Origin of the sequence: Solwaraspora sp. WMMD791 (assembly GCF_029581195.1) — a bacterium.
Lineage (GTDB): Bacteria > Actinomycetota > Actinomycetes > Mycobacteriales > Micromonosporaceae > Micromonospora_E.
This window is the reverse complement of sequence record NZ_CP120737.1, coordinates 354,980-377,528: the sequence shown is the minus strand read 5'-3', so window position 1 is coordinate 377,528 and position 22,549 is coordinate 354,980. Positions and strand designations below refer to the sequence as shown.

Here is a 22,549-nt window from a genome sequence, read left to right as displayed (position 1 = left end):
ATACCCCCGGGTGTATGTTGGAAACCTGAGTGGGAGGAGCAGCCGATGCAGGTCGAGGAGCAGACGACCGCCGAGGTCGTCAAGCGGCTACGGCGGGCCGAGGGCCAGATCCGGGGCATCATCGCGATGCTGGAGTCCGGTCGTGACTGCGCCGAGGTGGTCACCCAGCTCGCCGCCGTCTCCCGGGCGCTCGACCGGGCGGGGTTCAAGGTCATCGCGAGCGGGCTCGAACAGTGCATGGACCCCGACGCCGACGCGACCGACCGCAAGGCCAACCTCGAACAGATGGAGAAGCTGTTCCTCTCCCTGGCCTGACGGCTGCCCTCTGCCTGACCTGACGGCTGCGTGCCGACGTGGAGCGCACCGGGTGGGTCCGCCGGTCCGTGTCCGGGCCGGCCGACCCACCCGGTGCTCCGGGTTCAGGAACCGGATCCGCCCCGGTCCGGTCGAGTTGCCAGATACCAGTCGGACAGTTTGACCGTATCGTCGGCCAACCGGGCATCCAGGTCGGTTTCGGTCCGTGGTGCACCGAGCACCACGTCGTCCCCGGGGCGCCAGTTGGCCGGGCAGGACACGCCGTCCCGGTCCGAGGTCTGCAGCGCGTCGATCAGCCGCAGGATCTCCGGGATCATCCGACCCGCGTTCATCGGGTAGTAGAGCACCGCCCGGACCACCTGCTCGGGGTCGATGACGAAGACCGCCCGGACCGCCGCCGTACCGGAGGTGTTCGGGTGCAGCATCCCGTACGCGTGGGACACCGCCATGTCCAGGTCGGCGATGATCGGAAACGGGATCCGCACGCCCAGTTTCTCGTGGATCGACCGGGTCCAGGCGAGGTGGCTGAAGACCGAGTCCACCGAGTTGCCGAGCAGCGCCACGTTCCGGGCGGCGAACTCGTCGGCCAGTTCGGCGAAGCCGACGAACTCGGTGGTGCAGACCGGGGTGAAGTCGGCCGGATGACTGAACAGCACCAGCCAACGGCCGGCGTAGTCGGCCAGCCGGACCGGGCCGTGGGTGCTCTCCGCCGCGAAGTCCGGCGCCGGGTCGCCGATCAGCGGCAACCGCCGGGTCGGCTCCGGTACGGCGGTGCTGGTCGTGTCCGTGGTCATGATGATCCTTCCACTGAGTCGAGGGTGGACGAACGATCAGGCAGGGCCGACTGGTCAGGCCGCGCCGACCGGCTGGCGCAGCGTCTGGCCCGACTGCGCCGCCTGGCCCGCCTGGCCCGCCTGCCACGCCTGGTAGCCGCCGAGCAGATCGGAGACGTCCGGGTGACCGGCGGCCCGCAGCACACTGGCCGCCACCGAGGAGCGGTAACCGCCGGCGCAGTGCACCACCACCGGCCGGTCGGTCGGCACCTCGTCGATGCGCCGGGACAGCTCGGCCAGCGGGATGTGCAGCGCGCCGTCGACGACCCCGGCGGAGCGCTCCCCGGCGTTGCGCACGTCGAGCACCACCGGCGGATGCGCGCCGGCGCGTGCGGCCGCCAGCTGCGCCACGGTCAGCCGGCTCGCCCGGGTCAACTGGTCGATCATCTGCAGGAACGCCTGCTCAGGCTCGCGCAGGTAGCCGGCGACGGTGTCGAAGCCGATCCGGGCCAGTCGGGTGACGATCTCCTCCTCCCGGTCCTGCGGGGCGACCACCAGGATCTGCGTACCGGGGGTGAGCACACTGCCGGCGGTCTCGGCGAACCGGCCGTCGGCGGGGACGTTGAGCGCACCCCGCAGGTGGCCGGCGGCGTACTCCTGCGGGTCGCGGGCGTCGACCACGACGGCGCCGGCGGCCTGACCGGCGGCGAACTCCGCCGGGCTCAGCGGTGTGGGAGCGGCGGTGACGTCGAACAGGGCGTGGTCCTGACGGTTCAGTACGGCGTCGTAGCCGAAGTACGCCGGCGCGGCGGGCTGCCCGGCGGTGACGATCGCCAGGAACTGCGCGGCGTCCATCGGGGCGCACGCGTAGTTGGTGGCCCGCTGCTCACCGATGGTCGACGAGCGCTCGGTGGACAGGTTCTTGCCGCAGGCCGATCCCGCGCCGTGGGCCGGGAAGACCCGCACCGGATCCGGCAGGGCCATCAGCTTGTGCTGCACGCTGTCGTAGAGCATCCGGCCCAGCTCCTCGGCGGTGACACCGAAGGAGGCGAGCAGATCCGGGCGACCGACGTCGCCGATGAACAGCGCGTCACCGGTGAGCACCCCGTACGCGACCGGGTCGGTGGCGTGCTCGTAGACCAGGATGCTGATCGACTCCGGAGTGTGCCCCGGGGTCTCCATGATCTCCAGGGTCACGTCGCCCAGGCTGATCCGTTCGCCGTCGGCCAGCTTGCGGATCGGGTAGTCGGCCTCGGCCCGCTGGCCGTAGCCGATCCATGCGCCGGTGCGCGCGGCGAGCTCCAGGTGGCCGGCGATGAAGTCGGCGTGAAAATGGGTGTTCACGACGCCCTCGATGGTGAACCCGTGCGCCTGCGCGTCGGCCAGGTACTCGCTGACGTCGCGGCGGGGGTCGACCACCACAGCGCGTTTCGTCGACTCGTCGGCGATGAGGTAGGACGCCTGGGACAGGCAGTCCAGGTAGTACTGGGCGAAGAACATCGAGACCTCCTGATCGCGGAAGCGAAGCGGGCTACGCTCCCCACCATATACCCCCGGGGGTATGTGTCGACCAGTCATGGGTCCCGGACGGGTAGGACCTTCGGCCCGGATCAGGCCAGCGGGCGCGCCCGGACCGCCTCCAACGCCAGCAACGCCACGTGCAGCGACAGGCACACCTGCACCGACTCCAGGTCGGCGTCGAGGATCCGCGCCAGCCGGGTCAACCGTTCATAGAAGGCCGGCCGGGACAGATGCACCGCCGCAGCCGCCGCCGACTTGTTGCGGCCATGCTCCAGGTACGCGCGCAACGTCGCCAGCAGCTGCTCCCGAGGGTGCCGCGCCTCGTACGCCAACAGCGCACCCAGCTCCCGCTCGACGAACACCTGCAACCGGGGTTCCTCCCGCAACAGATACAGCAGTCCGGTCAGGCCGACGTCCGGCAGCCGCAGCACCTGATCGGCCCGCCGGTCCCGCCGCCCCGCCTCAGCCACCTGCCGGGCCTCCACCAACGTCCGACGCGCCTCCCGGATGCCGTCGACCCCGCTGCCGGCCGCCACCACCACGGGCGCCGGCTCCGAACGGCGCAACCGGCGCAACGCCGCCAGGAAGTTGTCCAGCGCGGCGTCGGCGAGCGCCGCCGTGCGTACCGCCAGCAGCACGCCGACGGCGTGATCGTCCAGCGGGCTGGTCAGCCCGGCCAGCCCGGCCTCGCGCACCGCGAGACCGACCGACTCCGCGAGATCGCGCAGCCGGGCCTGGACCGCCTCGGCGGCGGCGGCCGACGCCGGCCGGGCGACGAGCTCCGCTCCCGCCTCGGCGGCCACGGCCGGCCCCGCAGCCGGATCCGGATCCGGATCCCGGAACCGGACGACCAGCCCGACCAGGTGACGGCGGTCCAGGTCGACGCCGAGCGCCCGGGCCCGCACTGCCACCTCGTCGGCCGGCTGCGAGCCGTCGAGCAGGGCGGTCAGCAGCGTACGGTGGATCTGCCGCTCCAGCCCGTCGGCGTCGCGGCGGATCAGCCGCCCCAACGCCAACGTCGACGCCGCCCGCTCCAACAGGATCGACAGCCGCGTCGGCGGCCCACCCGCCCCGTCCGGCCCGCCTGCCCCGTCCGGCCCCGCACCGGGGCAACGCAGCAGCAGCCGACCCCAGTCCTGACCCCGCGCGCCGACCATGGTCACCAGCCAGCCGGTGTCGGCGTGGTACGCCGTCCGCCCCGCCGGCTGGATCCGCCGCGAATGCTGCTCCCAGCCGTCGAGCAGCAACCGGGCGTTCTCCCCCGCGCTGTGGTACGCCAGCACCCGCCGGGCCAGGTTCTCCAGCACCACCGGGGCGCCGGCCAGCTCCGCCGCCTGCCGGACCACCTCGGCGGCCTCCGCGCCCTCGACCGACAGTTCGGTGAACCGCTGGTGGATCTCCTCGGTGGCTCGCAGCTGCGCCAACTGGGCATCCACGATCAGCGCGTGCACCGCCTCGGTGATCAGCACGAACGGCGTCGCCCGGCGCAGCTCGACCAGCGGCAGCCCGTGCCGGGCGGCGGCGGCGACCATCACCTTGGGCACCCCACCGTGGTAGCGGCGCCCCAGCTCGACCACCAGTCCGGCGACGCCGACGTCGGCCAGCTCGGCGACGAAGGCCCGCAGCCCCGCGTCGTCGGCCGGCAACCCGATCCCGGTGGTGAGCACCAGCTCACCACCGCGCAGCAGGCTGGCGATGTCCGGCACCTCGGTCACGTGCACCCAGCGGACCAGCCGGTCCAGGCGTTCCTCGGCCGCCACCACCCGGGGGCCGCCGTGCCGGACCGGTTCGAGAGCCAGCACCTCGCCGACGGTAGGGAACACCCGCACGACGGTACCTGGGGCACCGGGCACAATCTCCGGTGTGCCAGTAGCGGAGATCACCGACGCCGACGACGACCGGATAGCGGACTACCGGGCCCTGACCGACGTCGAGCTGCGGACCCGGTGGGAGCCGCCGAACGGACTGTTCATCGCCGAAGGCGAACTGGTCATCGAGCGGGCCCTGCGGGCCGGCTACCGACCACGGTCGGTGCTGATCGACGCCAAACGCCTCGACCAGCTGGTCGAGCTGCCGGAGCAGACGCCGGTCTACGCGGCCACCCCGGCGGTGCTGGAGTCGATCACCGGTTTCCACGTGCACCGGGGAGTGCTGGCCTCGTTCCACCGCCGTCCGCTGCCGGCGCTCGACGAGGTCCTCGCCACTGCCCGTCGGCTGGTGGTCTGCGAAGGCATCAACACGCACACCAACCTCGGCGCGCTGTTCCGCAGCGCGGCGGCACTCGGGATGGACGCGGTGGTGCTCTCCCCAACCTGTGCGGATCCGCTGTACCGGCGGTCGGTACGGGTCAGCATGGGTGAGGTCTTCGCGGTGCCGTACGCCCGGGCGACAGCCTGGCCGGCGGCGCTGGCCACCATCCGTACCGCCGGGTTCCACCTGCTCGCGATGACGCCGACGCCGGACGCGGTGGCCGTGCAGCGGCTCGACGCCGGCCAGCGGGCCCGCCCGGCCCTGCTGCTCGGCGCGGAAGGGCCGGGGCTCAGCACGGCGGCGATCCAGGCCGCCGACGTACGGGTGTCGGTGCCGATGCGGCGCGGGGTCGATTCGCTCAACGTGGCCACGGCGGCGGCGGTGGCGTTCTGGGAACTGTGCCGCGACGACCCGCCCTGACCGAGCCGCCCTGACCGCCCTGACCGGTCCCCCTGACGCCTGATCTGACCGACCCGGACGCCTCAGGCGCGGGCCGGGGCGTTCGGGGCCGCCTGCACGCTCGGCACCATCCGCCCGGCCGACCAGGCCAGGCCGATACCGGCGGTCAACGCGAAGACCGCGCCGACGGTCTGCAGCGGGCCGGAGAACAGCCCGATGAAGCCGAGCAGCGGCGACGCCACGATCAGCAGCCAGCCGTCGAGCCGGTTGAACAGCTCCGACCGCAGCACGGCGGCGCCGGCCAGGAACCAGCCCAGGCTGTAGAGCGCGGCGCCGACCAGGGCCAGCGACCGGGCCGAGGTGCCGTAGACCACGGTGCCGTCGGGCAGTCCGGCGAACGGAACCATCAGTGCCGCGCCGGCCAGCCCGGTCAGCAGCGCCGCCACCGCCGTACCACGGCTGCGGGCCGCGGCGTGGATGCCGGCGATCGCGACGAGCGCGACCAGGCCGAGCCAGCTCGCCACCACCCAGGCGATCAGGTACGCGGGCCGCCCGTCGACCAGGTCCGGCGCCGGGTTGCCGCCGCGCAGGCCACTGAGGCTGCTCACCGCGAAGGCGACGGCGTACAGCGGCAACGCCCAGATGGCCACCCGGGTGAACCGGCGTACCGACCAGGCCCAGGCGGCGTTGGTGGCCGGCCCGGTGGGCGCGTGCTCCGGTGCGGCGGCGGCGACCACGGCGATCCCGGCGTCGCTGCGGGAGACCACCCGCATCGGTCCCGACCGGTTGGCCGCAGCGGCACTGGTCCGTGGCCGGGTGTTCCTGACGGCGCGCGTCATGGTGTCGTCCTCCCGCGCTGCCGGGGCCCGGTCGGGCCCCGGCGTGATCGTCACTGACGGCCTGATCGTGTCAGCCGCACCGGACACATATGCGGGAGTCGCTCGGATTTCCACCGGTAGGTGTGCGCGTCTTTCCACCGGTAGGTGTGCGCGTCCGGTAGGTGTGCGGGTCCCGGTCAGCGATCGACCGGTCGGTGCATGCGCGGCTCAGCGGCTCAGCCGCGTTCGGCCTCCGGTCGGGTCTGGCTGGCGTCGAACTGGCCGAGCAGTTCGGAGGCGGGCACCGGCTCCGGCGCGGGCAGCCCGGCCGGTCGGGCGTTTCCGCCGCTGCTGACCTGCTCGGCGGCGCGGACCTCGTCGTTGACCCGCTGCGCCTCGGCGGCTGCCGCCTCGGCCGCCTCGGCCGCCTCCCGCTCCACGGCAGAGGAGTCGACCTGCTGCGACGGCGCGTCGCCGACCATCTGGCTGAGCCCGCCGAGGGCACCACCGAGGCCTTCGAGCGCCTTGGTCAGCTCGGCCGGCACGATCCACACCTTGTTGGCCTGGCCATTGGCGATCTGCGGCAACGCCTGCAGGTACTGGTAGGCGAGCACCTTCTGGCTCGGGTTGGCCTGGTGGATGGCGTCGAAGACGGTACGGATCGCCTTCGCCTGCCCCTCGGCCTGCAGGATCCGGGCCTGCCGGTCACCGTCGGCGCGCAGCACCGACGCCTGCTTCTCGCCCTCGGCGGAGAGGATCTGCGACTGCTTGTGCCCTTCGGCGGTGAGGATCGCGGCGCGGCGGTCCCGCTCGGCGCGCATCTGCTTCTCCATCGAGTCACGGATGCTCGGCGGCGGCTCGATCGCCTTGATCTCCACCCGGGTGACCTTGATGCCCCACCGGCCGGTGGTCTCGTCGAGGACCCCGGACAGGTGCCGGTTGATCTCCTCCCGGCTGGTCAGCGCGCGCTCTAGGTCGAGCGAACCGATCACGTTGCGCAGCGTGGTGACGGTGAGCTGCTCGATGGCCTGCAAAAAGTTGGCGATCTCGTAGGTGGCGGCGCGCGGCTCGACCACCTTGAAGTACAGGACGGTGTCGATCGACACCACCAGGTTGTCGGAGGTGATCACCGGCTGCGGCGGGAAACTGACCACCTGCTCGCGCATGTCGACCTTGGCGCGGACGGTGTCGACGAACGGGACCAGCAGGTTCAGACCGGGCGTCATGGTGCGTTGGTAACGGCCGAGTCGTTCGACCACGTCCATCCGCTGTTGTGGCACGATCCGGACGGCCCGGATCAACGTGATGACCGTGATCAGGGCGATCGCCCCGACCAGTACCGCGATCGCTATGTCCATCGTCGCTCACCCTCTTCGGTGGAGGTGTTCCGCTACCGCGCGTCGCCGCCGGTCAGGTCACCGCCGGTGGCGTCGCCGCCGATGACGTCGCCGCCGATGACGTCGTCGCGCCAGACCAGGGCGGTGACGCCCTTGACCTCGATGACCCGTACCCGTTGTCCGGGGGTGAAGACCCCGATCCCGTCGTAGGACCGGGCGCTCCACAGCTCTCCGTCGATCTTGACCTGGCCGCCGTCGGCGTCGACCTGCTCCAGCACCAGCGCCGTGGCGCCCTCGATCGCCGCGACTCCGAACGGCTCGTCGCCGCTGGTCAGCGCCGCCGTGCGGTGCCGCTGGATGACCGGCCGGACGGCGAGCACGGTCAACGCGGAGACCGCGGCGAAGACCAGGGCCTGTGCGGCGACCGGTGCCCCCAGGGCCGCCGCGACCGCCGCTGCGAACGCGCCGGCGGCGAACATGACGAGGAACAGCGTCGCGGTGAACAACTCCGCGATCGCGAGCACGACGCCCAATACGATCCACAGGACGGGTTCCACATACCGATCGTGACATGTATGCGCACCAGCGGCGACCGCGGAATCGACATATCGGGCATATTTCGAGCCGGGCCAAACGGGAGCGACACACCGCTGTCAGGTCACCACGTACAGGAGTGTTGTGAGCGTGTCCACGTCCCTCTCCCCCGGCACCACCGGCATGATCGACACTGCGGTCGCCGAGACCCAGTCGTACGGCCGGGCACCCTCCGTCGTCCTCGGCGTGCTCCGGGGCCGGCGGCTGGTGCACGTCGCATCCGCCGGTGACCACCCGTCACCCCACCCCGACCTGCAGTACCGGATCGGCTCGATCACCAAGACCCTCACCGCCACCCTGGTGCTGCGGCTCCGCGACGCCGGTCGGCTCGACCTCGACGACCGGCTCCGCGACCACCTGCCCGACACCCCGTTCGAGCGGATCACCCTGCGCCAGCTCCTCGGCCACGCCGCCGGCCTGCAACGCGAACCGGACAGCGACGGCTGGTGGGAACGCACCACCGGCACCGACGTCGCCACCCTGCTGGCCGGGCTCGGACCGGACAAGGTGGCCTTCCCGCCGCACCGCACGTACCACTACTCGAACCTGGCGTACGGACTGCTCGGTGCCGCTCTGCACCGGATCACCGGCACGCCGTGGAGCGAACTGGTCGCCACCGACCTCCTCGACCCGCTCGGCATGACCCGCACCACCTACCACCCCACCGCCCCGTACGCCGCCGGCTACGTGGTGCACCCGTGGCACGGCACGCTGCGCGAGGAGCCCCGTACCGACACCGGAGCGATGGCCCCCGCCGGCCAGCTCTGGTCCACCGTCGACGACCTGAGCCGGTGGGCGGCGTTCCTCGCCGACCCGGACCCGGCGGTGCTCGACCCCGACACGATGGCGGAGATGTGCCTACCGGTCGCGATCAACGACCCGCAGCGGTGGACCGGCGGCCACGGGCTCGGTCCCGAGCTGTACCGGGTCGGGGAGCGGGTCTTCGCCGGGCACGGCGGTTCGATGCCCGGGTACGTGGCGCTGCTCGCCGTACACCGCGCCACCGGCACCGGCGTGGTCGCCTTCGCCAACTCGTACGGGTTCACCCAGGGCACCATTCGTGAGCTGGGGCTGCGGGTGCTGGCCGGAGTGCTCGACCGGGAACCGGCCGCGCCTCGTCCGTGGCGGCCGGGCACCCCGCCGCCGGCGGAGATCGACGCGATCTGCGGTCGGTGGTGGTGGATGGGGCGGGAGATGCAGCTCTCCTGGAACGCCGACGCCGCCGAGCTGGTCCTCACCCTGCTCGGGCCGGTGCAGCCGGTGACGTCGCGGTTCGCCGCAGCGGGCGTGGACCGCTGGCAGGGCCGCAGCGGCGCCCAGCAGGGCGAGATCCTCACCGTACGGCGTGGCCCGACCGGCACCCCGACGGCGCTGGACCTGGCCACCTTCGTCCTCACCCGCGACCCGGACGACCTCGGCTGACCGGCCGCCGCCGCACTACCGCAACGGGCGGTCGGCTCACTGCGGCGGTACGGTGACGAAGTCGATCAACCGCTCCATCGCGTTGATCAACGGTGTCTCCACGTCCTGGTAGCTGCGCACCGCGCCGAGGATCCGCCGCCACATCTGCGCCGGCTCGGCCACCCCGACCGCCGCGCAGACACCTTCCTTCCACGGCTGGCCGGGCGGGATCTGCGGCCACTGCCGCAGCCCGACCCGGTCCGGTTTCACCGCCTGCCACACGTCCACGTACGGATGCCCGGTCACCAGCACGTACGGCGAGGTGACCGCGGCGACGAGGCGGCTCTCCTTCGAACCGGGCACCAGATGGTCGACCAGGACCCCGAGGCGCCGCTGCGGCCCCGGCGCGAACGTCGCGACCTCGTCGGCCAGCGCGTCGATGCCGTCCAGCGGCTCGACCACCACACCTTCGATCCGCAGGTCGTCGCCCCAGATCCGCTCCACCAGAGCCGCGTCGTGGATCCCTTCGACCCAGATCCGGCTGGCCTGGGCGACCCGGGCCGGCCGGGATCCGACGGCGATCGAGCCGGAGGCGGTGCGCTGGCGCTGCCGGGGCGTGGCGGCGGCGGGTCGGGCCGGGCGCCGCAACGTCACCGGCTGGCCGTCGAGCAGGAACGCCGCCGGCTCGAGCGGAAAGTGCCGCCGCCGGCCGTGCCGGTCCTCCAGGGTCACCGCACCGGACTCGAAACCCACCACCGCCCCGCAGAAGCCGGAGTCGGCGTCCTCGACCACCAGGTCCAACTCCGCGTCCAGGACGGGAACGGCGCGCCGACGGCGCCAGTTGCCCGCCAGGACGTCGTCTCCGTACCGCCGGTCGCCATCCATCGCGGCAGGCTAACCCCGCCGGGCGGCACCGGGCACGACGACGCGCCGCAGGGGTGCGGCACCCGGCACGACGACGCGCCACAGGGTGCGCCGCCAGCGGAGTCGAGACAACCGGGGCGGCGGCACGTACCCTAGCCTGCATGTCCCCCGCAGTAGGCGCGGCCACCCTCGGGGCGCGCCGGTCCAGCCGATTCGTGGCCTGGGTCCGCGCATGGCGCGCCGGGCTGGTGCCGTACGACGAGATCGCCGACGAGATAGCCGGCGACGAGGAGCATCTGGTCGCCGACGCGCCCGGAGCCTGGACCGACCTGCCGTTGCGCGACGCGCTGCCCTGTTTCGCGAAGCTGGCGCCGGACGAGATCCGGTTGGTCCTGCCGGCACCCGGCGACCCGCGCGGGCTGCCCGGCCCCGGTGCGTTCACCGGCGCGGCGCTGCTGGCCGGTGAAGCGGTGGTGGCCCGGGGCCTGGGTGTCATCCCGGAGGTCCGCAGCCACACCTCGGGGTCGGGGGTGACCTTCGAGACGGTGCTCTGGCGGGTCTACCCGCTGCCCGACGAGTTGCCCGGCGGCGGGCGCACCGAGCCGGGCCCGGCCGAGGCGGAGGCCGACCTGTCCGCCGCCCTGGCCGAGGCGACCACGGCGTTGACCCGGCTGGACATCGCCCACTGGCGACCGGAACTGGCCGGCGCGTTGGCCGCGCTGCGCCGGCCCGACGGCGGCATGGACCTGCCGCCCGGATTCGACCCCCGGGCCCGTCGGCTGTTCGCCCGCGCCAGTGTGCTGGACCAGGTACTGGCGTTGGCCGAGCACGCGGCTCCCGGCGGCGCGGTCAACGGCTACGAGGCGCAGCAGCGGGATGCCGCGCTGCGACCGCTCACCGCCGCCTGCCGGCGGGCCCTAGTCGCCGCCTGCAACGCCCCGCTACGCCCCTGACCCCCGCGACGCAGCCCTGGCCCCCGCGACACAGCCCTGACCCCCGCCCCTGACACCCTCGACGATCTTGCAGTTATCGAGAGCTTTTGTCCGAGTTGTCCATCGATAAGTGCAAGATCGTCGCGATCATGCAAGGGCGGCGGTGCTCAGACCTCGTCGATCAGGTCGGCCACCGACGGGACGATCCGCGACGGACGGTACGGGTACCGGTCGATGTCGGCCCGGTTGCTGATCCCGGTGAGCACCAGGATCGTCTGCAGACCGGCCTCCAGCCCGCAGAGCACGTCGGTGTCCATCCGGTCACCGATCATCGCGGTGCTCTCCGAATGCGCGTCGATCGTGTTCAACGCCGACCGCATCATCATCGGGTTCGGCTTGCCGACGAAGTACGGCTCCACCCCGGTCGCCTTCGAGATCATCGCCGCCACCGAACCGGCCGCCGGCAGGGCACCCTCGGTCGACGGCCCGGTCGGATCCGGGTTGGTGCAGATGAACCGGGCCCCGTCGTTGATCAGCCGGACCGCCTTGGTGATCGCCTCGAAGCTGTAGGTCCGGGTCTCCCCCAGCACGACGTAGTCCGGGGCGTAGTCACTCAGGATGTAACCGACCGCGTGCATCGCCGTGGTCAGACCGGCTTCGCCGATCACGTACGCGGTGCCGCCCGGCCGCTGGTCGGCCAGGAACTGGGCGGTCGCCAACGCCGCCGTCCAGATCGCCTGCTCCGGCACGTCGAAGCCCATCCGGGTGAGCCGGGCCTGCAGGTCACGTGGGGTGTAGATGGAGTTGTTCGTCAACACCAGGAACGGCTTGCCGGAGGCACGTAGCCGGTTGATGAACTCCGGTGCGCCAGGGACCGGCTGGCCTTCGTGCACCAGCACGCCGTCCATGTCGGTCAGCCAGCTCTCGACGGGTTTGCGGTCGGTCACGACGGTCTCCGGGGGGTGGTCGCGGAAGTGCAGCAGTTCACCGGGCAGGTGTCCCAGACCGGCAGCGTACCCAGCCGCTGCCGGGTCACCGTACCGTCCGGGCTCAGCCGTTCGCGCACCAGATCACGCACCATCGACACGAACGCCGGATGGGTCCCCGGCGTGCCGGCCCGCACGTACGTCAACCCGAGCTCCTTGGCGGTCGCCGCCGCCTCGGTGTCCAGGTCCCAGACCACTTCGAGATGGTCGGAGACGAACCCGACCGGGCTGACCACCACGGCGGTGACGCCCTGCCCGGCCAGGTCCCGCAGGTGGTCGTTGACGTCCGGCTCCAGCCACGGCACCTGCGGCGGCCCGGACCGGCTCTGCCAGACCAGGTCGTACGGCAGGTCGGGGGCAGCCTCGGCGGCGACCAGCCGGGCGGTCTCGGCCAGCTGGGCCTGGTATCGCCCACCTTCCGGGCCCGCCACCGCAGCCATCGAGGTCGGAATCGAGTGGGCGGTGAACACCAGCCGGGTGCGCTGGCGTACCGCCGGGTCGAGGGTGGCCAGCGCGGCCCGGACCGCTTCGGCGTGCGGCAGGACGAACCCGGGGTGGTCGTGGAACTGGCGCAGCTTGTCGATCACCGGAGCGTCCGGGCCGACCGCCGCCCGGGCCGCCGCGATGTCCTCCCAGTACTGCCGACACGAGGAGTAGCCGCCGTAGGCACTGGTGGCGAAGGCGAGCGCGCGGCGCACCCCGTCGTCGCGCATCCGGGCCACCGTGTCGGCCAGCATCGGATGCCAGTTCCGGTTGCCCCAGTAGACCGGCAGGTCGACGCCGTGCGCGGCGAGGTCGGCCCGGATCGCGGCGAGCAGGTCCCGGCACTGCTGGTTGATCGGCGACACCCCGCCGAAGTGCTGATAGTGCTCGGCGACCTCGGCGAGCCGCTCCGGCGGCACGTTGCGCCCCCGGGTGACGTTGTGCAGAAACGGCAGCACGTCGTCGGGCCCTTCCGGGCCGCCGAACGACAGCAGGACCAATGCGTCGTACGCCATGACGCCATTGTTCCTGGTCCGACGCGCGCCGTCGGCGGCGCACCCCGGATCGCTCCGCCGGTCGGCCCGCCGGTCACGCCCCGATGGCGTGGAAACCCCCGTCGACGTGCACGATCTCACCGGTGGTCGCCGGGAACCAGTCCGACAGCAACGCCAGGCAGGCCCGCGCGGCCGGCTCCTGGTCGGTCAACTGCCAGCCCAGCGGCGCCCGCTCGGTCCAGGCGTGTTCGAAGGCCTCGAACCCGGGGATCGACTTGGCCGCCATCGTGCGCAGCGGACCAGCGGAGACCAGGTTGCTGCGGATGCCCTTCGGCCCCAGGTGCAGCGCCAGGTACCGGGAGGCGGACTCCAGGCCGGCCTTGGCCACGCCCATCCAGTCGTACACCGGCCAGGCCAGGGTGGCGTCGAAGGTGAGTCCGACGACCGCGCCGCCCGGGCGCATCAGCGGCAGCGCCGCCATCGCCAACGACTTGTACGAGTAGGTGGAGACGTGCAGCGCGGTGGCCACATCTTCCCAGGGCGCGTCGAGGAATCCGCCACCGAGGCAGCTCTGCGGGGCGAACCCGATCGAGTGCACCACCCCGTCGAGGCCGTCGACGTGCTCGCGGACCCGGTCGGGCAGGGCGGCGAGGTGGTCGACGTTGGTCACGTCCAGCTCGATCACCGGGGCCTCGGCGGGCAGCCGCTTGGCGATCCGCTCGACCAGGGACATCCGGCCGAACCCGGTCAGCACGACGGTGGCGCCGTTCTCCTGGGCCAGTTTGGCCACCGAGAAGGCGATCGACTGGTCGGTGATGACACCGGTGACGAGCAGCCGCTTACCGGCCAGCAGTGCGGACACAGGGTTCTCCGTTCGATGGTCGGTGATCAGTGGTCGGTGGAGCCGGAAGGTGAAGCCGATGGACCCGGGATGCGATGGGCGGAGCTGCCGTCAGTGGCCCATGCCGAGGCCACCGTCGACCGGGATGACCGCCCCGGAGATGTAACTGGCGCCGTCACCGGCGAGCCACGTCACCGCTGCGGCCACCTCGTCGGCGGCGGCGAACCGGCCCGCCGGGATCGCCTTGCGGTACTCGGCCTTGCGGTCCTCGGGCAACGCGGCGGTCATGTCGGTCTCCACGTAGCCCGGGGCGACCACGTTGGCGGTGATGTTGCGGGCACCCAGCTCGCGGGTGATCGACCGGGCCATGCCGACCAGTCCGGCCTTGCTGGCCGCGTAGTTGACCTGCCCGGGTGAGCCGAGCAGGCCGACCACCGACGAGATGAAGATCAGCCGGCCCCAGCGGGCCCGCAGCATCTTCGTCGAGGCCCGCTTCGCGCACCGGTACGCACCGGTCAGGTTGGTGTCCAGCACCGAGGTGAACTGCTCCTCGGACATCCGCAGCAGCAGCGTGTCGTCGGTGATGCCGGCGTTGGCGACCAGCACCTCGACCGGGCCGAGCTCGCCTTCGACCGCGCTGAACGCCTGGTCGACGGAGTCGGCGTCGGTGACGTCGCAGCGGACGCCGAGCAGGCCGGACTGCTCGTCGAAGCTCGACCGGTAGGTGACCGCGACCCGGTCGCCCTGCTTCGCGAACGCCTGCGCGATGGCCAGGCCGATTCCTCGGTTACCGCCGGTGACCAGTACGGTACGGGCCACGTTCCCCCCTCGTCATGAATGATCCGGCTTTGGAGACTAGGTGCTACCGCCGGGTAAGCAGTAACCCGGGGGTACTAGCCCCCTGGTGTCACGACAGGCGGCCGATCCGGTCGTAGCCTCGCGATGGTGACAGCCGTGAGCACCAGTGCGATCGGGCAGGTCCGGCAGACGTGGCGTCAGCTGATCTGGGGGCCGGACTATCCGCCGCTGCCCGCCACCGCCCCACCCGGTCGGTGGCGGGCAGCCGGCCGATGGCTGGCGTTCGCCCTGTTCCTGCTCCTCAGCGCGGTGGCGATGCTCGACCTGCACGAGATCAGTCACCTGCCGGGACCACTCGGACCGGTCCTCGGCTTCGTCAGCGTCGCACCGGCGGCGCTCGCCTACCTCCGGCCGTTGCGGGCCTGGCAGGTCTCGTTCCTGCTGCTGTTCCCCGGCATGGTCCTGTATCCGTACGGGATTCCGTGGAGCCCTTTCCAGCTGCTGGCCCTGCTGTCCGTACTGGCCACTCTCGCCCTGCGGGCCGAGCTGCGGGTCTCGGCGACGGCCGGAGCGGTGACCGCGCTGCCCGTACTCGTGTTCACCGGCTCGGACGTCATGTACGTGCTGGTCGGACTGATCGCGCTGGTCGTCGCGGTCGCGGACCAGGTACGCCGACGTCGCGCCAGCCAGCACGCGCTGGCCAGCCAGACCGTCGTCACCCAGCAGGAGCAGCAGCGGCGGGCGGTACTGGAGGAACGGGCCCGGATCGCCCGGGAGATGCACGACGTCGTCGCCCACCACATGTCGATGATCGCCGTGCAGGCGGAGACCGCGCCGTACCGGCTGGCCGGGATGACCACGCCGACCCGCGACGAGTTCACCGCGATCGCCGGTGCCGCCCGCAGCGCGCTCGCCGACATGCGCCGGCTGCTCGGGGTGCTGCGCAGCGAAACCGAACGGGCCCAGCGCAGCCCGCAGCCCGGCCTGGCCGACGTCGCCGAGATGGTCGACTCCGCCCGCCGGGCCGGACTCGACGTCGCACTGGAGACGGACCCGCGCCTGGCCACGCACACCGTGGCCGAACCGGTCGGGTTGGCGGCCTACCGGATCGTGCAGGAGGCGTTGACCAACGCCGGGCGGCACGCACCCGGGGCGAAGGTCCGCGTCGAGCTGCGGACCACGGTCGCGCGGCTGGTGGTACGGGTCAGCAACGGGCCCGCCCAGCTGGCCGCCGGTCGGGAACGCTCCACCGGGGGGCATGGGCTGATCGGGATGCGGGAACGGGCCGAGCTGCTGGGCGGCACCTTCACGGCCGGTCCGGACGGCCGGACCGGCTTCGTGGTCACCGCCTGGCTGCCGTACCGCCCGACCGACACCGCCGTCGACGGCACCACCGGTGCTGACGCCGACGGCGGCGCTGACCCGGACCGGCCCACCGGGTAGCGTGCTGGCGACGAGCGAAGGACGACATGATCAAAGTGTTGATCGCCGACGACCAGGCGATGGTCCGGCAGGGTTTCGGTGCTCTGCTCGGTGCCCAACCGGACCTGGTGGTGGTCGGTGACGCCGCCAACGGAGCCGACGCGGTCAGCGCGGCCCGCCGCCTCGACCCCGACGTGGTGCTGATGGATGTCCGGATGCCGGTGCTGGACGGGATCGCCGCCACCCGGCAGCTGCTCGACGGGCGGTCCCGCGACGAACCGCCCCGGGTGCTGATCCTCACCACGTTCGACCTCGACGACTACGTCTACGAAGCGCTGCGGGCCGGGGCCAGCGGGTTCCTGCTCAAGGACGCGCCTGCGGCCGACCTGGTCAACGCCGTACGGGTGGTGGCCGCCGGCGAGGGGCTGCTGTCGCCGTCGGTCACCCGCCGACTGATCGCCGAGTTCGCCACCCGCCCCGGGCAGCACCGTCCCCGACCGGTGTCGCTGACCTCGCTGACCGACCGGGAGACCGAGGTGCTGCGGTTGATCGCCCGGGGCCGGTCCAACGGCGAGATCGCCGCCGACCTGGTCGTGGCGGAGCAGACGGTCAAGACCCACGTCGGACGGATCCTCAGCAAACTCGGCGTCCGCGACCGGGCACAGGCGGTCGTCGTCGCCTACGAGTCGGGACTGGTCACCGCCGGCGAATAGCCCCCTGGTACGACGCCGAACCTGGCTCCGCGGCACGACGCGGGCGGACACACCCGCGCCGCAGGCTCATCGGTATGCGTATCCGTCTGATCGCCCTCGCAACGATGTGCGGCGCCACGCTGGCCACCGCGCCGGCCGGGCAGGCCGCACTCTGGCCGGACACCGCCGGACGGCAGTTCCTGGCGTTCGATGCCACCGGTGACGGCACCGCCGTCGAGGCCGTCGGCGACCTGTCGACCGCCCGTCGGATCGCGGTGCTGATCCCCGGCACGGACAACACCCTGGCCACGTTCGACCGAGGCCTCGGCGGAGTCACCCACCGCGCACCAGCGGTGCAGGCCCGGGTGCTGTACGCAGCGGCGCAGCGGCGCGAGGCGCGTACCGCCGTCGTCGCCTGGCTCGGTTACGACCCGCCGGAAGGGTTCGGGCCGGCGGCACTGCGCTGGGGTCGGGCCGAGGCCGGTGCGGCCGCGCTGATCGCATTCGTCGCCGACCTGTGCCGACGCCAGCCGGCCGCCTCCGTCGTGGTGATCGGGCACAGCTACGGCGCGCTGGTGGCCGGGCTGGCCGCAGCACGGCTCGACGGCTGTGTCACCGATCTCGTCGCACTCGCTGCCCCCGGGATGGGCGCGGCGCACGTCGCCGACCTCGGCACCGGCGCCGAGGTCTGGCACGCCACTGCCGCCGACGACTGGATTCGGCGGGTACCGGCGGTGCGGTGGGCCGGATTCGGGCACGGGACGGCACCGGCGGACCCGACGTTCGGCGCCCGGCCGCTGCCGACCGACGGTGTCGACGGGCACGACGGCTACCTGCGGCCCGGCAGCGGCACGTTGGACGCCGTCGCCGACCTGCTCGCCGCCGACCCGACCCGGTCCGGCACGTGGCTCACGGCGGTGGCCCGATGAACCCGGCGCAGCCGATGAGCCTGACGACGCCACCGGAAGCCACCGCGCCACCGGAAGCCACGGCGCCGACTACGGTGCCACCGGGCCCGGCGCGATCGGCGGATCCGGTGCGCCCACGGCGGGAGCCAGTCGTCGACCTGGTCCGGGCGCTGGCCATCATCGGGATCGTCGCCGGACACTGGTGGGTGACCGCCCTGGTACTCACCGGCGACGGGCTGCTGCGCGTCGACAGCCCGCTGATCGACATGCCCTGGCTGAATCCGTTGACCTGGCTGCCGCAGACCCTCGGGCTGCTGTTCTTCGCCGCCGGATTCGCCGCCACCCGTAGCATCGGGTCGCACGGCGGCGGGTCGCACGGGCGTGGCGGATCGCTGCGGACGTTGCGCGCTCCGCTGCTGGGATTCGCCGCAGGTCTGGCGCTGGCACTGGTCGTCGGCTATCTCGTCGGCGCGCCCACCGACAGCCTGGTGACCGTGGCGAAGCTGGCGGTCAGTCCGTTGTGGTTCCTCGCGGTGCTGCTGGTCCTGCGGGCGCTCTGCGGCCCACTGCTGCGCGGCGTCCGGCACAGCCCGGAGCGGGCCTTCGTGACCGTCACACCGGCCGCGCTGTCGGCGGTCACCATCGTGGTCGCCGCCGACGCCGGGCACCTGCCGCCGATGCTGGCCGTCGTCGCCGCCTGGGCCCTGCCGTTCCTCGCCGGTGGGCTGCTGGCCGTGTACGGGCCGCCGCCGACCCGGTACGCCGTCGGCCTGCTCATCGGCGGGGTGGCGGTGCTGCTGGCTTTGACCGTGGTCGGCGGGTACCCGGCCAGCGCGGTGGGCCTGCCGGGCCAGGACCGGTCCAACCTGAACCCGCCGTCGCTGGCGACCCTGGCGTTGGTGGCCGCGCAGCTCGGTGCCGCCACGCTGGCGCTGCGGCACCTGCGGGGCCGGATCGACACCACCGCCCGGTGGTGGGCGCCGGTCGCAGCGGTGAACCGGCACGCGATGGGCATCTACCTGTGGCACCAGCCGGTGCTGGTCGGGTCGACGTTCGTCGCACTGTGGATCGCCGACGGCAGCCCGGTCGCCGGTCTGCACACACCGCCGGACGGTCCCGGCTGGCTCGCCGACCGGGCCGTCCATCTGCCGATTCTCGCGGTCGCACTGATCGCGCTGCTGCGGATTGTGCCGACGCGCCGGCCCGGGTGTACGCTCTTGCCCGGTTCAACGCCCGGACGACCTGTGGAGGTGATCGCTGTGCGAGATAGCGATCCTCCGAGTCGTCGCCGGGTCACCGGTCGAGCGCGCTGACAGCGGCGCGGCTCCCGGTGCACCCGTGCGGTCCACCCGTGTCGCCCGTCAGCCCGCCTGCCGGTCACCCCGACCTCGGGGTGACCGCCCCGTCGCCGGAGCCCGCCCACGATGAACCGTTACGTCGCCCCGTTGGGATTCACCCTGGCCGCCGTCTGGATCGCCGTCATCTTCGTGCTGGCCAGCAGTGCCAGGTGAGGATCCGGCCGGCCGGTGGCCACGCCACCGGCCGGCCGGATCAGCCCGTCCCGGCCCACCCGAGCTCGGGCAGCTCACGGCAGCCGCGACGTCCACACCAGACTCAGCGCCGCCGAGCCCAGCGCCAGCAGCAGCGCCAGGGCCGCGTACCACTGGGTGATCTCCCGGGGCACGGTCCGCTGCCCGATCGACGAGCCCATGTCCTCGTACACCTGGCTGAGCTCGGTGGCGGTCGCCGCCTCGTAGAAGTAGCCGCTGGTCGCCTCGGCGAGCTCCGCCAGGGCGAACCGGTCCACCGGCACCCGCTGCACCTGGCCGCCGATGCGTACCTGGCCGTCGTCGGTGCCGAACGCGATCGTCGACACCGGCACGTTGGCGGCGGCCGCCGAGGCCGCCGCCTCCTCGACGGACCGACCTGAGGTGCGGTAGCCGTCCGAGAGCAGCACGATCCGCGCCGGCGGCGGCCCCTGGGCACCGTCGGTCGGCACCATCCGGATCGCCTCCAGCGAGGTGAAGACCGCCTCGCCGGTGGCCGTCGCCTCGGCCAGCACCAGCCCGTCGATCGCCTGGGTCACCGCCGGCCGGTCCTTGGTCGGAGCGACCAGGACGTTCGCCGACTTCGCGAACGCGACCAACCCGATGTTGTACCCCTCCGGCAGTTCCGCGACGAACTCCTTGGCCGCCTGCTGCGCCGCCTCGATCCGGCTCGGCGCGACGTCGTCGGCCTCCATCGACAGGGAGACGTCGATGGCGAGGATGACGGTGGCCCGTTCCAGCGACTCCTCGGCGTCGATCGACGGCCGGGCCAGGGCCGAGGCCAGCACCAGCAGGCTGAGCAGGAACGCGCCGGCGGCCAGATGCCGACGCCAGCCGAGGCCCTTGGGGGCGAGGGTACGCAGCAGGTCCACGTTGGTGAACCGCACCGCGTAGGCCTTGCGGCGGAACTGCCGCCAGACGTACACGCCGGCGATGGCGAGTACCGGCAGGAGGGCGAGCAGCCACCACGGCTGCAGGAAACGGATCATCGAGCTTCGCTTTCCGGGCGCGGGGCGGGGGCCGGGCGGGCGATGCCACGGGTACGGGCGTGCCGCTGCCCGGCGACGAACCGGACGATGTCCAGCAGCCAGTCCGAATCGGTACGCAGCCGCAGGTGCGCGGCACCGGCACCGCGCAGCGTCTGGGCGATCTCGGCCCGCTGCGCGGCAGCGGCCTCGGCGTAGCGTCGGCGCAGTCGGGGGTCGGCGGTCTGCACCTCGTGCAGCATGCCGGTCTCCGGGTCGGTCAACTCCACCACACCGATGTCGGGCAGCGCCAACTCGACCGGGTCGAGCACCTCGACGGCGAGCACGTCGTGGCGGACGGCGAGTTTGCGGACCGCCCGGCCCCACTGGTGCGGCGGGGCCATGAAGTCGGAGATGACCACCGCGACACCACGGCGACGCGGTGGCCGGTTGAGCATGTCGATCAGGGCACCGAGGTCGCTGCGGCCGGGCCGCGACGGTGTGCCGGCGATCGCCCGCAGCAGCCCGTGTGCCTCCTTGCGGCCGGTACGCGCGGGCAGCCGACGCGTCGACCCGCCCTGCGCCGGGGCACCGGTGCCGAGCACCGCACCGACCCGGTTGCCGCCTCGGGCGCTCAGGTGCACCATCGCGGCCGCCGCCGCGACCACCAGGTCCCGCTTGAGGCAGCGGGCGGTGCCGAAGTCGAGGCTGGCCGACAGGTCGACCGCGATCCAGGCCTCCAACTCCCGGTCGGCGACGGTACGGCGGACGTGCGCCACGGTGGTCCGCGCGGTGACCGGCCAGTCCATCCGCCGAACGTCGTCACCGGGGCGGTACTCGGTGGACTCGCCGGCTTCGCTGCCCGGCCCGGGCAGCAGCCCCACGTAGTCGCCCTGCAGCAGCCCGTCGAGCCGGCGGGTGACAGTCAGGTAGAGCCGGGAGAGGACCGCCTCGGACCGGTCGGCGGGTGCGGTCACGGCAGCTGTCCGGGCCACGGGCCGACGCCCTGTGGCGCCACCGGACCGCCCGACGGCAGCGGCATTCCCGGCTGCCCAGCGACACCCGGCTGCCCGGCACCCGGCGGCGCGGCACCCGGCGGCGCGGTCGCGTTCTGCCGGGGGGCGACCGTCGGCAGTGGCACCGTGGACATGACCCGTCCGACGATGTGGTCGGCCGGCACGTCGTCGGCGAGCGCGTCGTAGCTGAGCACCAGCCGGTGTCGCAAGATGTCGGGCGCGATGTCCTGCACGTCCTGCGGCAGCGCGTAGTCACGGCCCCGCAGCATCGCCAGGGCGCGGGTGGCGCGGACGATGCCGAGCGAGGCACGGGGGCTGGCGCCGTACTGGATGAGCTGGGCGACGTCGGGCATGCCGTGCTCGGCCGGCGACCGGGTGGCCAGCACCAGCCGTACCGTGTAGTCGACCAGGGCGTTGTGTACGAAGACCTTGTCGGCCTTGCGCTGCAGGTCGATCAGGTCGGTCGGGGAGAACACCACGCTCGGCTGCGGCGCCTCGACGCCCATCCGGTAGACGATCTCACGTTCCTCGGCATCGGTCGGGTAGCCCACGACGATCTTCATCAGGAACCGGTCCCGCTGCGCCTCCGGCAGCGGATAGACGCCTTCCTGCTCGATCGGGTTCTGGGTGGCCATCACCAGGAACGGATCGGGCACCGGGTGGGTCTGCCCACCCAAGGAGACCTGCCGTTCACTCATCACCTCGAGCAACGCCGACTGCACCTTGGCCGGTGCCCGGTTGATCTCGTCGGCCAACAGAAAGTTGACGAAGACCGGCCCGAGTTCGATGTCGAACTTCTCGCTGGACTGCCGGTAGATGCGGGTGCCGACCAGGTCGGCCGGCACCAGGTCCGGGGTGAACTGGACACGGGCGAAGGACCCACCGACGACGGTCGCGAGGGTCTCCACAGCGAGGGTCTTCGCCACGCCGGGAACCCCTTCGAGCAGGCAGTGCCCTCGGGCCAGCAGCGCGACGAACATCCGCTCGACCATCCGGTCCTGCCCGACGATCACTCGTTTGACCTCGAACATCGCCCGTTCGAGCAGGGTCGCGTCGGTCGCCGGACTCGCGCCGGGTTGCGGCCCGGCACCGGTCGGGGTCGATGATTCGGGCGTGGTCGGCTGGGCCACCGGTCCTCCACAGCGTGGTTCTGGCGTCGTCGGTCGAAAGGGTCGTGCCGCCCTAAGCGTCGC

The 22,549-nt window shown here is 72.6% G+C and carries 22 protein-coding genes; 8 read left to right on the top strand and 14 right to left on the bottom strand.

Annotated elements, in window-relative coordinates:
- Positions 1-45: 45 nt before the first annotated feature.
- Positions 46-315: a metal-sensitive transcriptional regulator gene (locus O7623_RS01735; RefSeq protein ID WP_282226805.1), complete on the top strand. Its 270-nt coding sequence runs from the start codon at positions 46-48 to the stop codon at positions 313-315.
- 104 nt (positions 316-419) lie between these two features.
- Here the strand turns inward: O7623_RS01735 and O7623_RS01730 are convergent, their stop codons facing one another.
- The 3 genes from O7623_RS01730 to O7623_RS01720 form a co-directional block, all read right to left on the bottom strand.
- Positions 420-1,109 carry a peroxiredoxin gene (locus O7623_RS01730; protein ID WP_282226804.1) on the bottom strand — a complete coding sequence of 230 codons (690 nt, stop codon included), beginning with the start codon at positions 1,107-1,109 and terminating at the stop codon, positions 420-422.
- A 54-nt stretch (positions 1,110-1,163) separates the two neighbouring features.
- Positions 1,164-2,588, bottom strand: a complete 1,425-nt coding sequence (locus O7623_RS01725; RefSeq protein ID WP_282226803.1) for an MBL fold metallo-hydrolase — start codon at positions 2,586-2,588, stop codon at positions 1,164-1,166.
- A 110-nt stretch (positions 2,589-2,698) separates the two neighbouring features.
- On the bottom strand, positions 2,699-4,432 hold the full coding sequence (locus O7623_RS01720; protein WP_282226802.1) for a PucR family transcriptional regulator: 1,734 nt from the start codon (positions 4,430-4,432) through the stop codon (positions 2,699-2,701).
- Positions 4,433-4,472: 40 nt separating this feature from the next.
- Between O7623_RS01720 and O7623_RS01715 the strand changes: the two genes are divergently transcribed.
- The gene (locus tag O7623_RS01715) at positions 4,473-5,279 is read left to right on the top strand and encodes an RNA methyltransferase (protein WP_282226801.1); all 807 of its coding nucleotides are present in this window, start codon (positions 4,473-4,475) and stop codon (positions 5,277-5,279) included.
- Between the two features lie 62 nt (positions 5,280-5,341).
- Here the strand turns inward: O7623_RS01715 and O7623_RS01710 are convergent, their stop codons facing one another.
- The 3 genes from O7623_RS01710 to O7623_RS01700 all read right to left on the bottom strand — a co-directional run bounded on the left by O7623_RS01710 (position 5,342) and on the right by O7623_RS01700 (position 7,970).
- Positions 5,342-6,097: a hypothetical protein gene (locus O7623_RS01710; RefSeq protein WP_282226800.1), complete on the bottom strand. Its 756-nt coding sequence runs from the start codon at positions 6,095-6,097 to the stop codon at positions 5,342-5,344.
- 215 nt (positions 6,098-6,312) lie between these two features.
- Positions 6,313-7,434: an SPFH domain-containing protein gene (locus O7623_RS01705; RefSeq protein ID WP_282226799.1), complete on the bottom strand. Its 1,122-nt coding sequence runs from the start codon at positions 7,432-7,434 to the stop codon at positions 6,313-6,315.
- Between the two features lie 32 nt (positions 7,435-7,466).
- The gene (locus O7623_RS01700; protein ID WP_282226798.1) at positions 7,467-7,970 is read right to left on the bottom strand and encodes an NfeD family protein; all 504 of its coding nucleotides are present in this window, start codon (positions 7,968-7,970) and stop codon (positions 7,467-7,469) included.
- Between the two features lie 160 nt (positions 7,971-8,130).
- On the opposite strand from O7623_RS01700, the gene O7623_RS01695 reads away from it, so the two are divergent.
- Positions 8,131-9,429, top strand: coding sequence for a serine hydrolase domain-containing protein (locus tag O7623_RS01695; protein WP_282229698.1), 1,299 nt, complete (start codon positions 8,131-8,133; stop codon positions 9,427-9,429).
- A gap of 36 nt (positions 9,430-9,465) precedes the next feature.
- Here the strand turns inward: O7623_RS01695 and O7623_RS01690 are convergent, their stop codons facing one another.
- Entirely contained in the window at positions 9,466-10,293 is an 828-nt protein-coding gene (locus O7623_RS01690) for a DUF3097 domain-containing protein (RefSeq protein ID WP_282226797.1), read from the bottom strand.
- Between the two features lie 140 nt (positions 10,294-10,433).
- Between O7623_RS01690 and O7623_RS01685 the strand changes: the two genes are divergently transcribed.
- Positions 10,434-11,225, top strand: coding sequence for a hypothetical protein (locus O7623_RS01685; RefSeq protein ID WP_282226796.1), 792 nt, complete (start codon positions 10,434-10,436; stop codon positions 11,223-11,225).
- Positions 11,226-11,371: 146 nt separating this feature from the next.
- Here the strand turns inward: O7623_RS01685 and O7623_RS01680 are convergent, their stop codons facing one another.
- From O7623_RS01680 to fabG, 4 genes are all read right to left on the bottom strand, one after another.
- Positions 11,372-12,151: an HAD-IIA family hydrolase gene (locus tag O7623_RS01680; protein WP_282226795.1), complete on the bottom strand. Its 780-nt coding sequence runs from the start codon at positions 12,149-12,151 to the stop codon at positions 11,372-11,374.
- On the bottom strand, positions 12,148-13,188 hold the full coding sequence (locus O7623_RS01675; protein ID WP_282226794.1) for a ferrochelatase: 1,041 nt from the start codon (positions 13,186-13,188) through the stop codon (positions 12,148-12,150). The genes O7623_RS01680 and O7623_RS01675 overlap by 4 nt, the downstream gene beginning before the upstream one ends.
- Before the next feature lie 73 nt (positions 13,189-13,261).
- Positions 13,262-14,029 (bottom strand): enoyl-ACP reductase FabI, encoded by a 768-nt coding sequence (fabI, locus tag O7623_RS01670; protein WP_282226793.1) that lies wholly within the window; start codon positions 14,027-14,029, stop codon positions 13,262-13,264.
- 90 nt (positions 14,030-14,119) lie between these two features.
- On the bottom strand, positions 14,120-14,827 hold the full coding sequence (gene fabG / locus O7623_RS01665; RefSeq protein ID WP_282226792.1) for a 3-oxoacyl-ACP reductase FabG: 708 nt from the start codon (positions 14,825-14,827) through the stop codon (positions 14,120-14,122).
- A 135-nt stretch (positions 14,828-14,962) separates the two neighbouring features.
- Here fabG and O7623_RS01660 point away from each other — a divergent pair, with 135 nt between their 5' ends.
- From O7623_RS01660 to O7623_RS01645, 4 genes are all read left to right on the top strand, one after another.
- Positions 14,963-16,249 carry a histidine kinase gene (locus O7623_RS01660; RefSeq protein WP_282226791.1) on the top strand — a complete coding sequence of 429 codons (1,287 nt, stop codon included), beginning with the start codon at positions 14,963-14,965 and terminating at the stop codon, positions 16,247-16,249.
- Between the two features lie 26 nt (positions 16,250-16,275).
- The gene (locus O7623_RS01655; RefSeq protein WP_282226790.1) at positions 16,276-16,941 is read left to right on the top strand and encodes a response regulator transcription factor; all 666 of its coding nucleotides are present in this window, start codon (positions 16,276-16,278) and stop codon (positions 16,939-16,941) included.
- 74 nt (positions 16,942-17,015) lie between these two features.
- Positions 17,016-17,849 (top strand): alpha/beta hydrolase, encoded by an 834-nt coding sequence (locus O7623_RS01650; RefSeq protein ID WP_282226789.1) that lies wholly within the window; start codon positions 17,016-17,018, stop codon positions 17,847-17,849.
- Positions 17,846-19,141 (top strand): acyltransferase, encoded by a 1,296-nt coding sequence (locus tag O7623_RS01645; protein WP_282226788.1) that lies wholly within the window; start codon positions 17,846-17,848, stop codon positions 19,139-19,141. The genes O7623_RS01650 and O7623_RS01645 overlap by 4 nt, the downstream gene beginning before the upstream one ends.
- A 272-nt stretch (positions 19,142-19,413) precedes the next feature.
- Here the strand turns inward: O7623_RS01645 and O7623_RS01640 are convergent, their stop codons facing one another.
- From O7623_RS01640 to O7623_RS01630, 3 genes are read right to left on the bottom strand one after another with little or no spacing between them, the layout of a single operon-like run.
- Positions 19,414-20,364, bottom strand: coding sequence for a VWA domain-containing protein (locus tag O7623_RS01640; protein ID WP_282226787.1), 951 nt, complete (start codon positions 20,362-20,364; stop codon positions 19,414-19,416).
- On the bottom strand, positions 20,361-21,335 hold the full coding sequence (locus tag O7623_RS01635; RefSeq protein WP_282226786.1) for a DUF58 domain-containing protein: 975 nt from the start codon (positions 21,333-21,335) through the stop codon (positions 20,361-20,363). The genes O7623_RS01640 and O7623_RS01635 overlap by 4 nt, the downstream gene beginning before the upstream one ends.
- Positions 21,314-22,486 carry a MoxR family ATPase gene (locus tag O7623_RS01630; RefSeq protein ID WP_282226785.1) on the bottom strand — a complete coding sequence of 391 codons (1,173 nt, stop codon included), beginning with the start codon at positions 22,484-22,486 and terminating at the stop codon, positions 21,314-21,316. The genes O7623_RS01635 and O7623_RS01630 overlap by 22 nt, the downstream gene beginning before the upstream one ends.
- Between the last annotated feature and the right edge of the window lie 63 nt (positions 22,487-22,549).

Coding starts and splice junctions, on each gene's coding strand:
- O7623_RS01640 (WP_282226787.1), bottom strand. CDS start 20,364: ATGATCCGTTTCCTGCAGCCGTGGTGGCTGCTCGCCCTCCTGCCGGTA.
- O7623_RS01725 (WP_282226803.1), bottom strand. CDS start 2,588: ATGTTCTTCGCCCAGTACTACCTGGACTGCCTGTCCCAGGCGTCCTAC.
- O7623_RS01730 (WP_282226804.1), bottom strand. CDS start 1,109: ATGACCACGGACACGACCAGCACCGCCGTACCGGAGCCGACCCGGCGG.
- O7623_RS01675 (WP_282226794.1), bottom strand. CDS start 13,188: ATGGCGTACGACGCATTGGTCCTGCTGTCGTTCGGCGGCCCGGAAGGG.
- O7623_RS01650 (WP_282226789.1), top strand. CDS start 17,016: ATGCGTATCCGTCTGATCGCCCTCGCAACGATGTGCGGCGCCACGCTG.
- O7623_RS01705 (WP_282226799.1), bottom strand. CDS start 7,434: ATGGACATAGCGATCGCGGTACTGGTCGGGGCGATCGCCCTGATCACG.
- O7623_RS01690 (WP_282226797.1), bottom strand. CDS start 10,293: ATGGATGGCGACCGGCGGTACGGAGACGACGTCCTGGCGGGCAACTGG.
- O7623_RS01735 (WP_282226805.1), top strand. CDS start 46: ATGCAGGTCGAGGAGCAGACGACCGCCGAGGTCGTCAAGCGGCTACGG.
- O7623_RS01645 (WP_282226788.1), top strand. CDS start 17,846: ATGAACCCGGCGCAGCCGATGAGCCTGACGACGCCACCGGAAGCCACC.
- O7623_RS01710 (WP_282226800.1), bottom strand. CDS start 6,097: ATGACGCGCGCCGTCAGGAACACCCGGCCACGGACCAGTGCCGCTGCG.
- O7623_RS01685 (WP_282226796.1), top strand. CDS start 10,434: ATGTCCCCCGCAGTAGGCGCGGCCACCCTCGGGGCGCGCCGGTCCAGC.
- O7623_RS01655 (WP_282226790.1), top strand. CDS start 16,276: ATGATCAAAGTGTTGATCGCCGACGACCAGGCGATGGTCCGGCAGGGT.
- O7623_RS01695 (WP_282229698.1), top strand. CDS start 8,131: ATGATCGACACTGCGGTCGCCGAGACCCAGTCGTACGGCCGGGCACCC.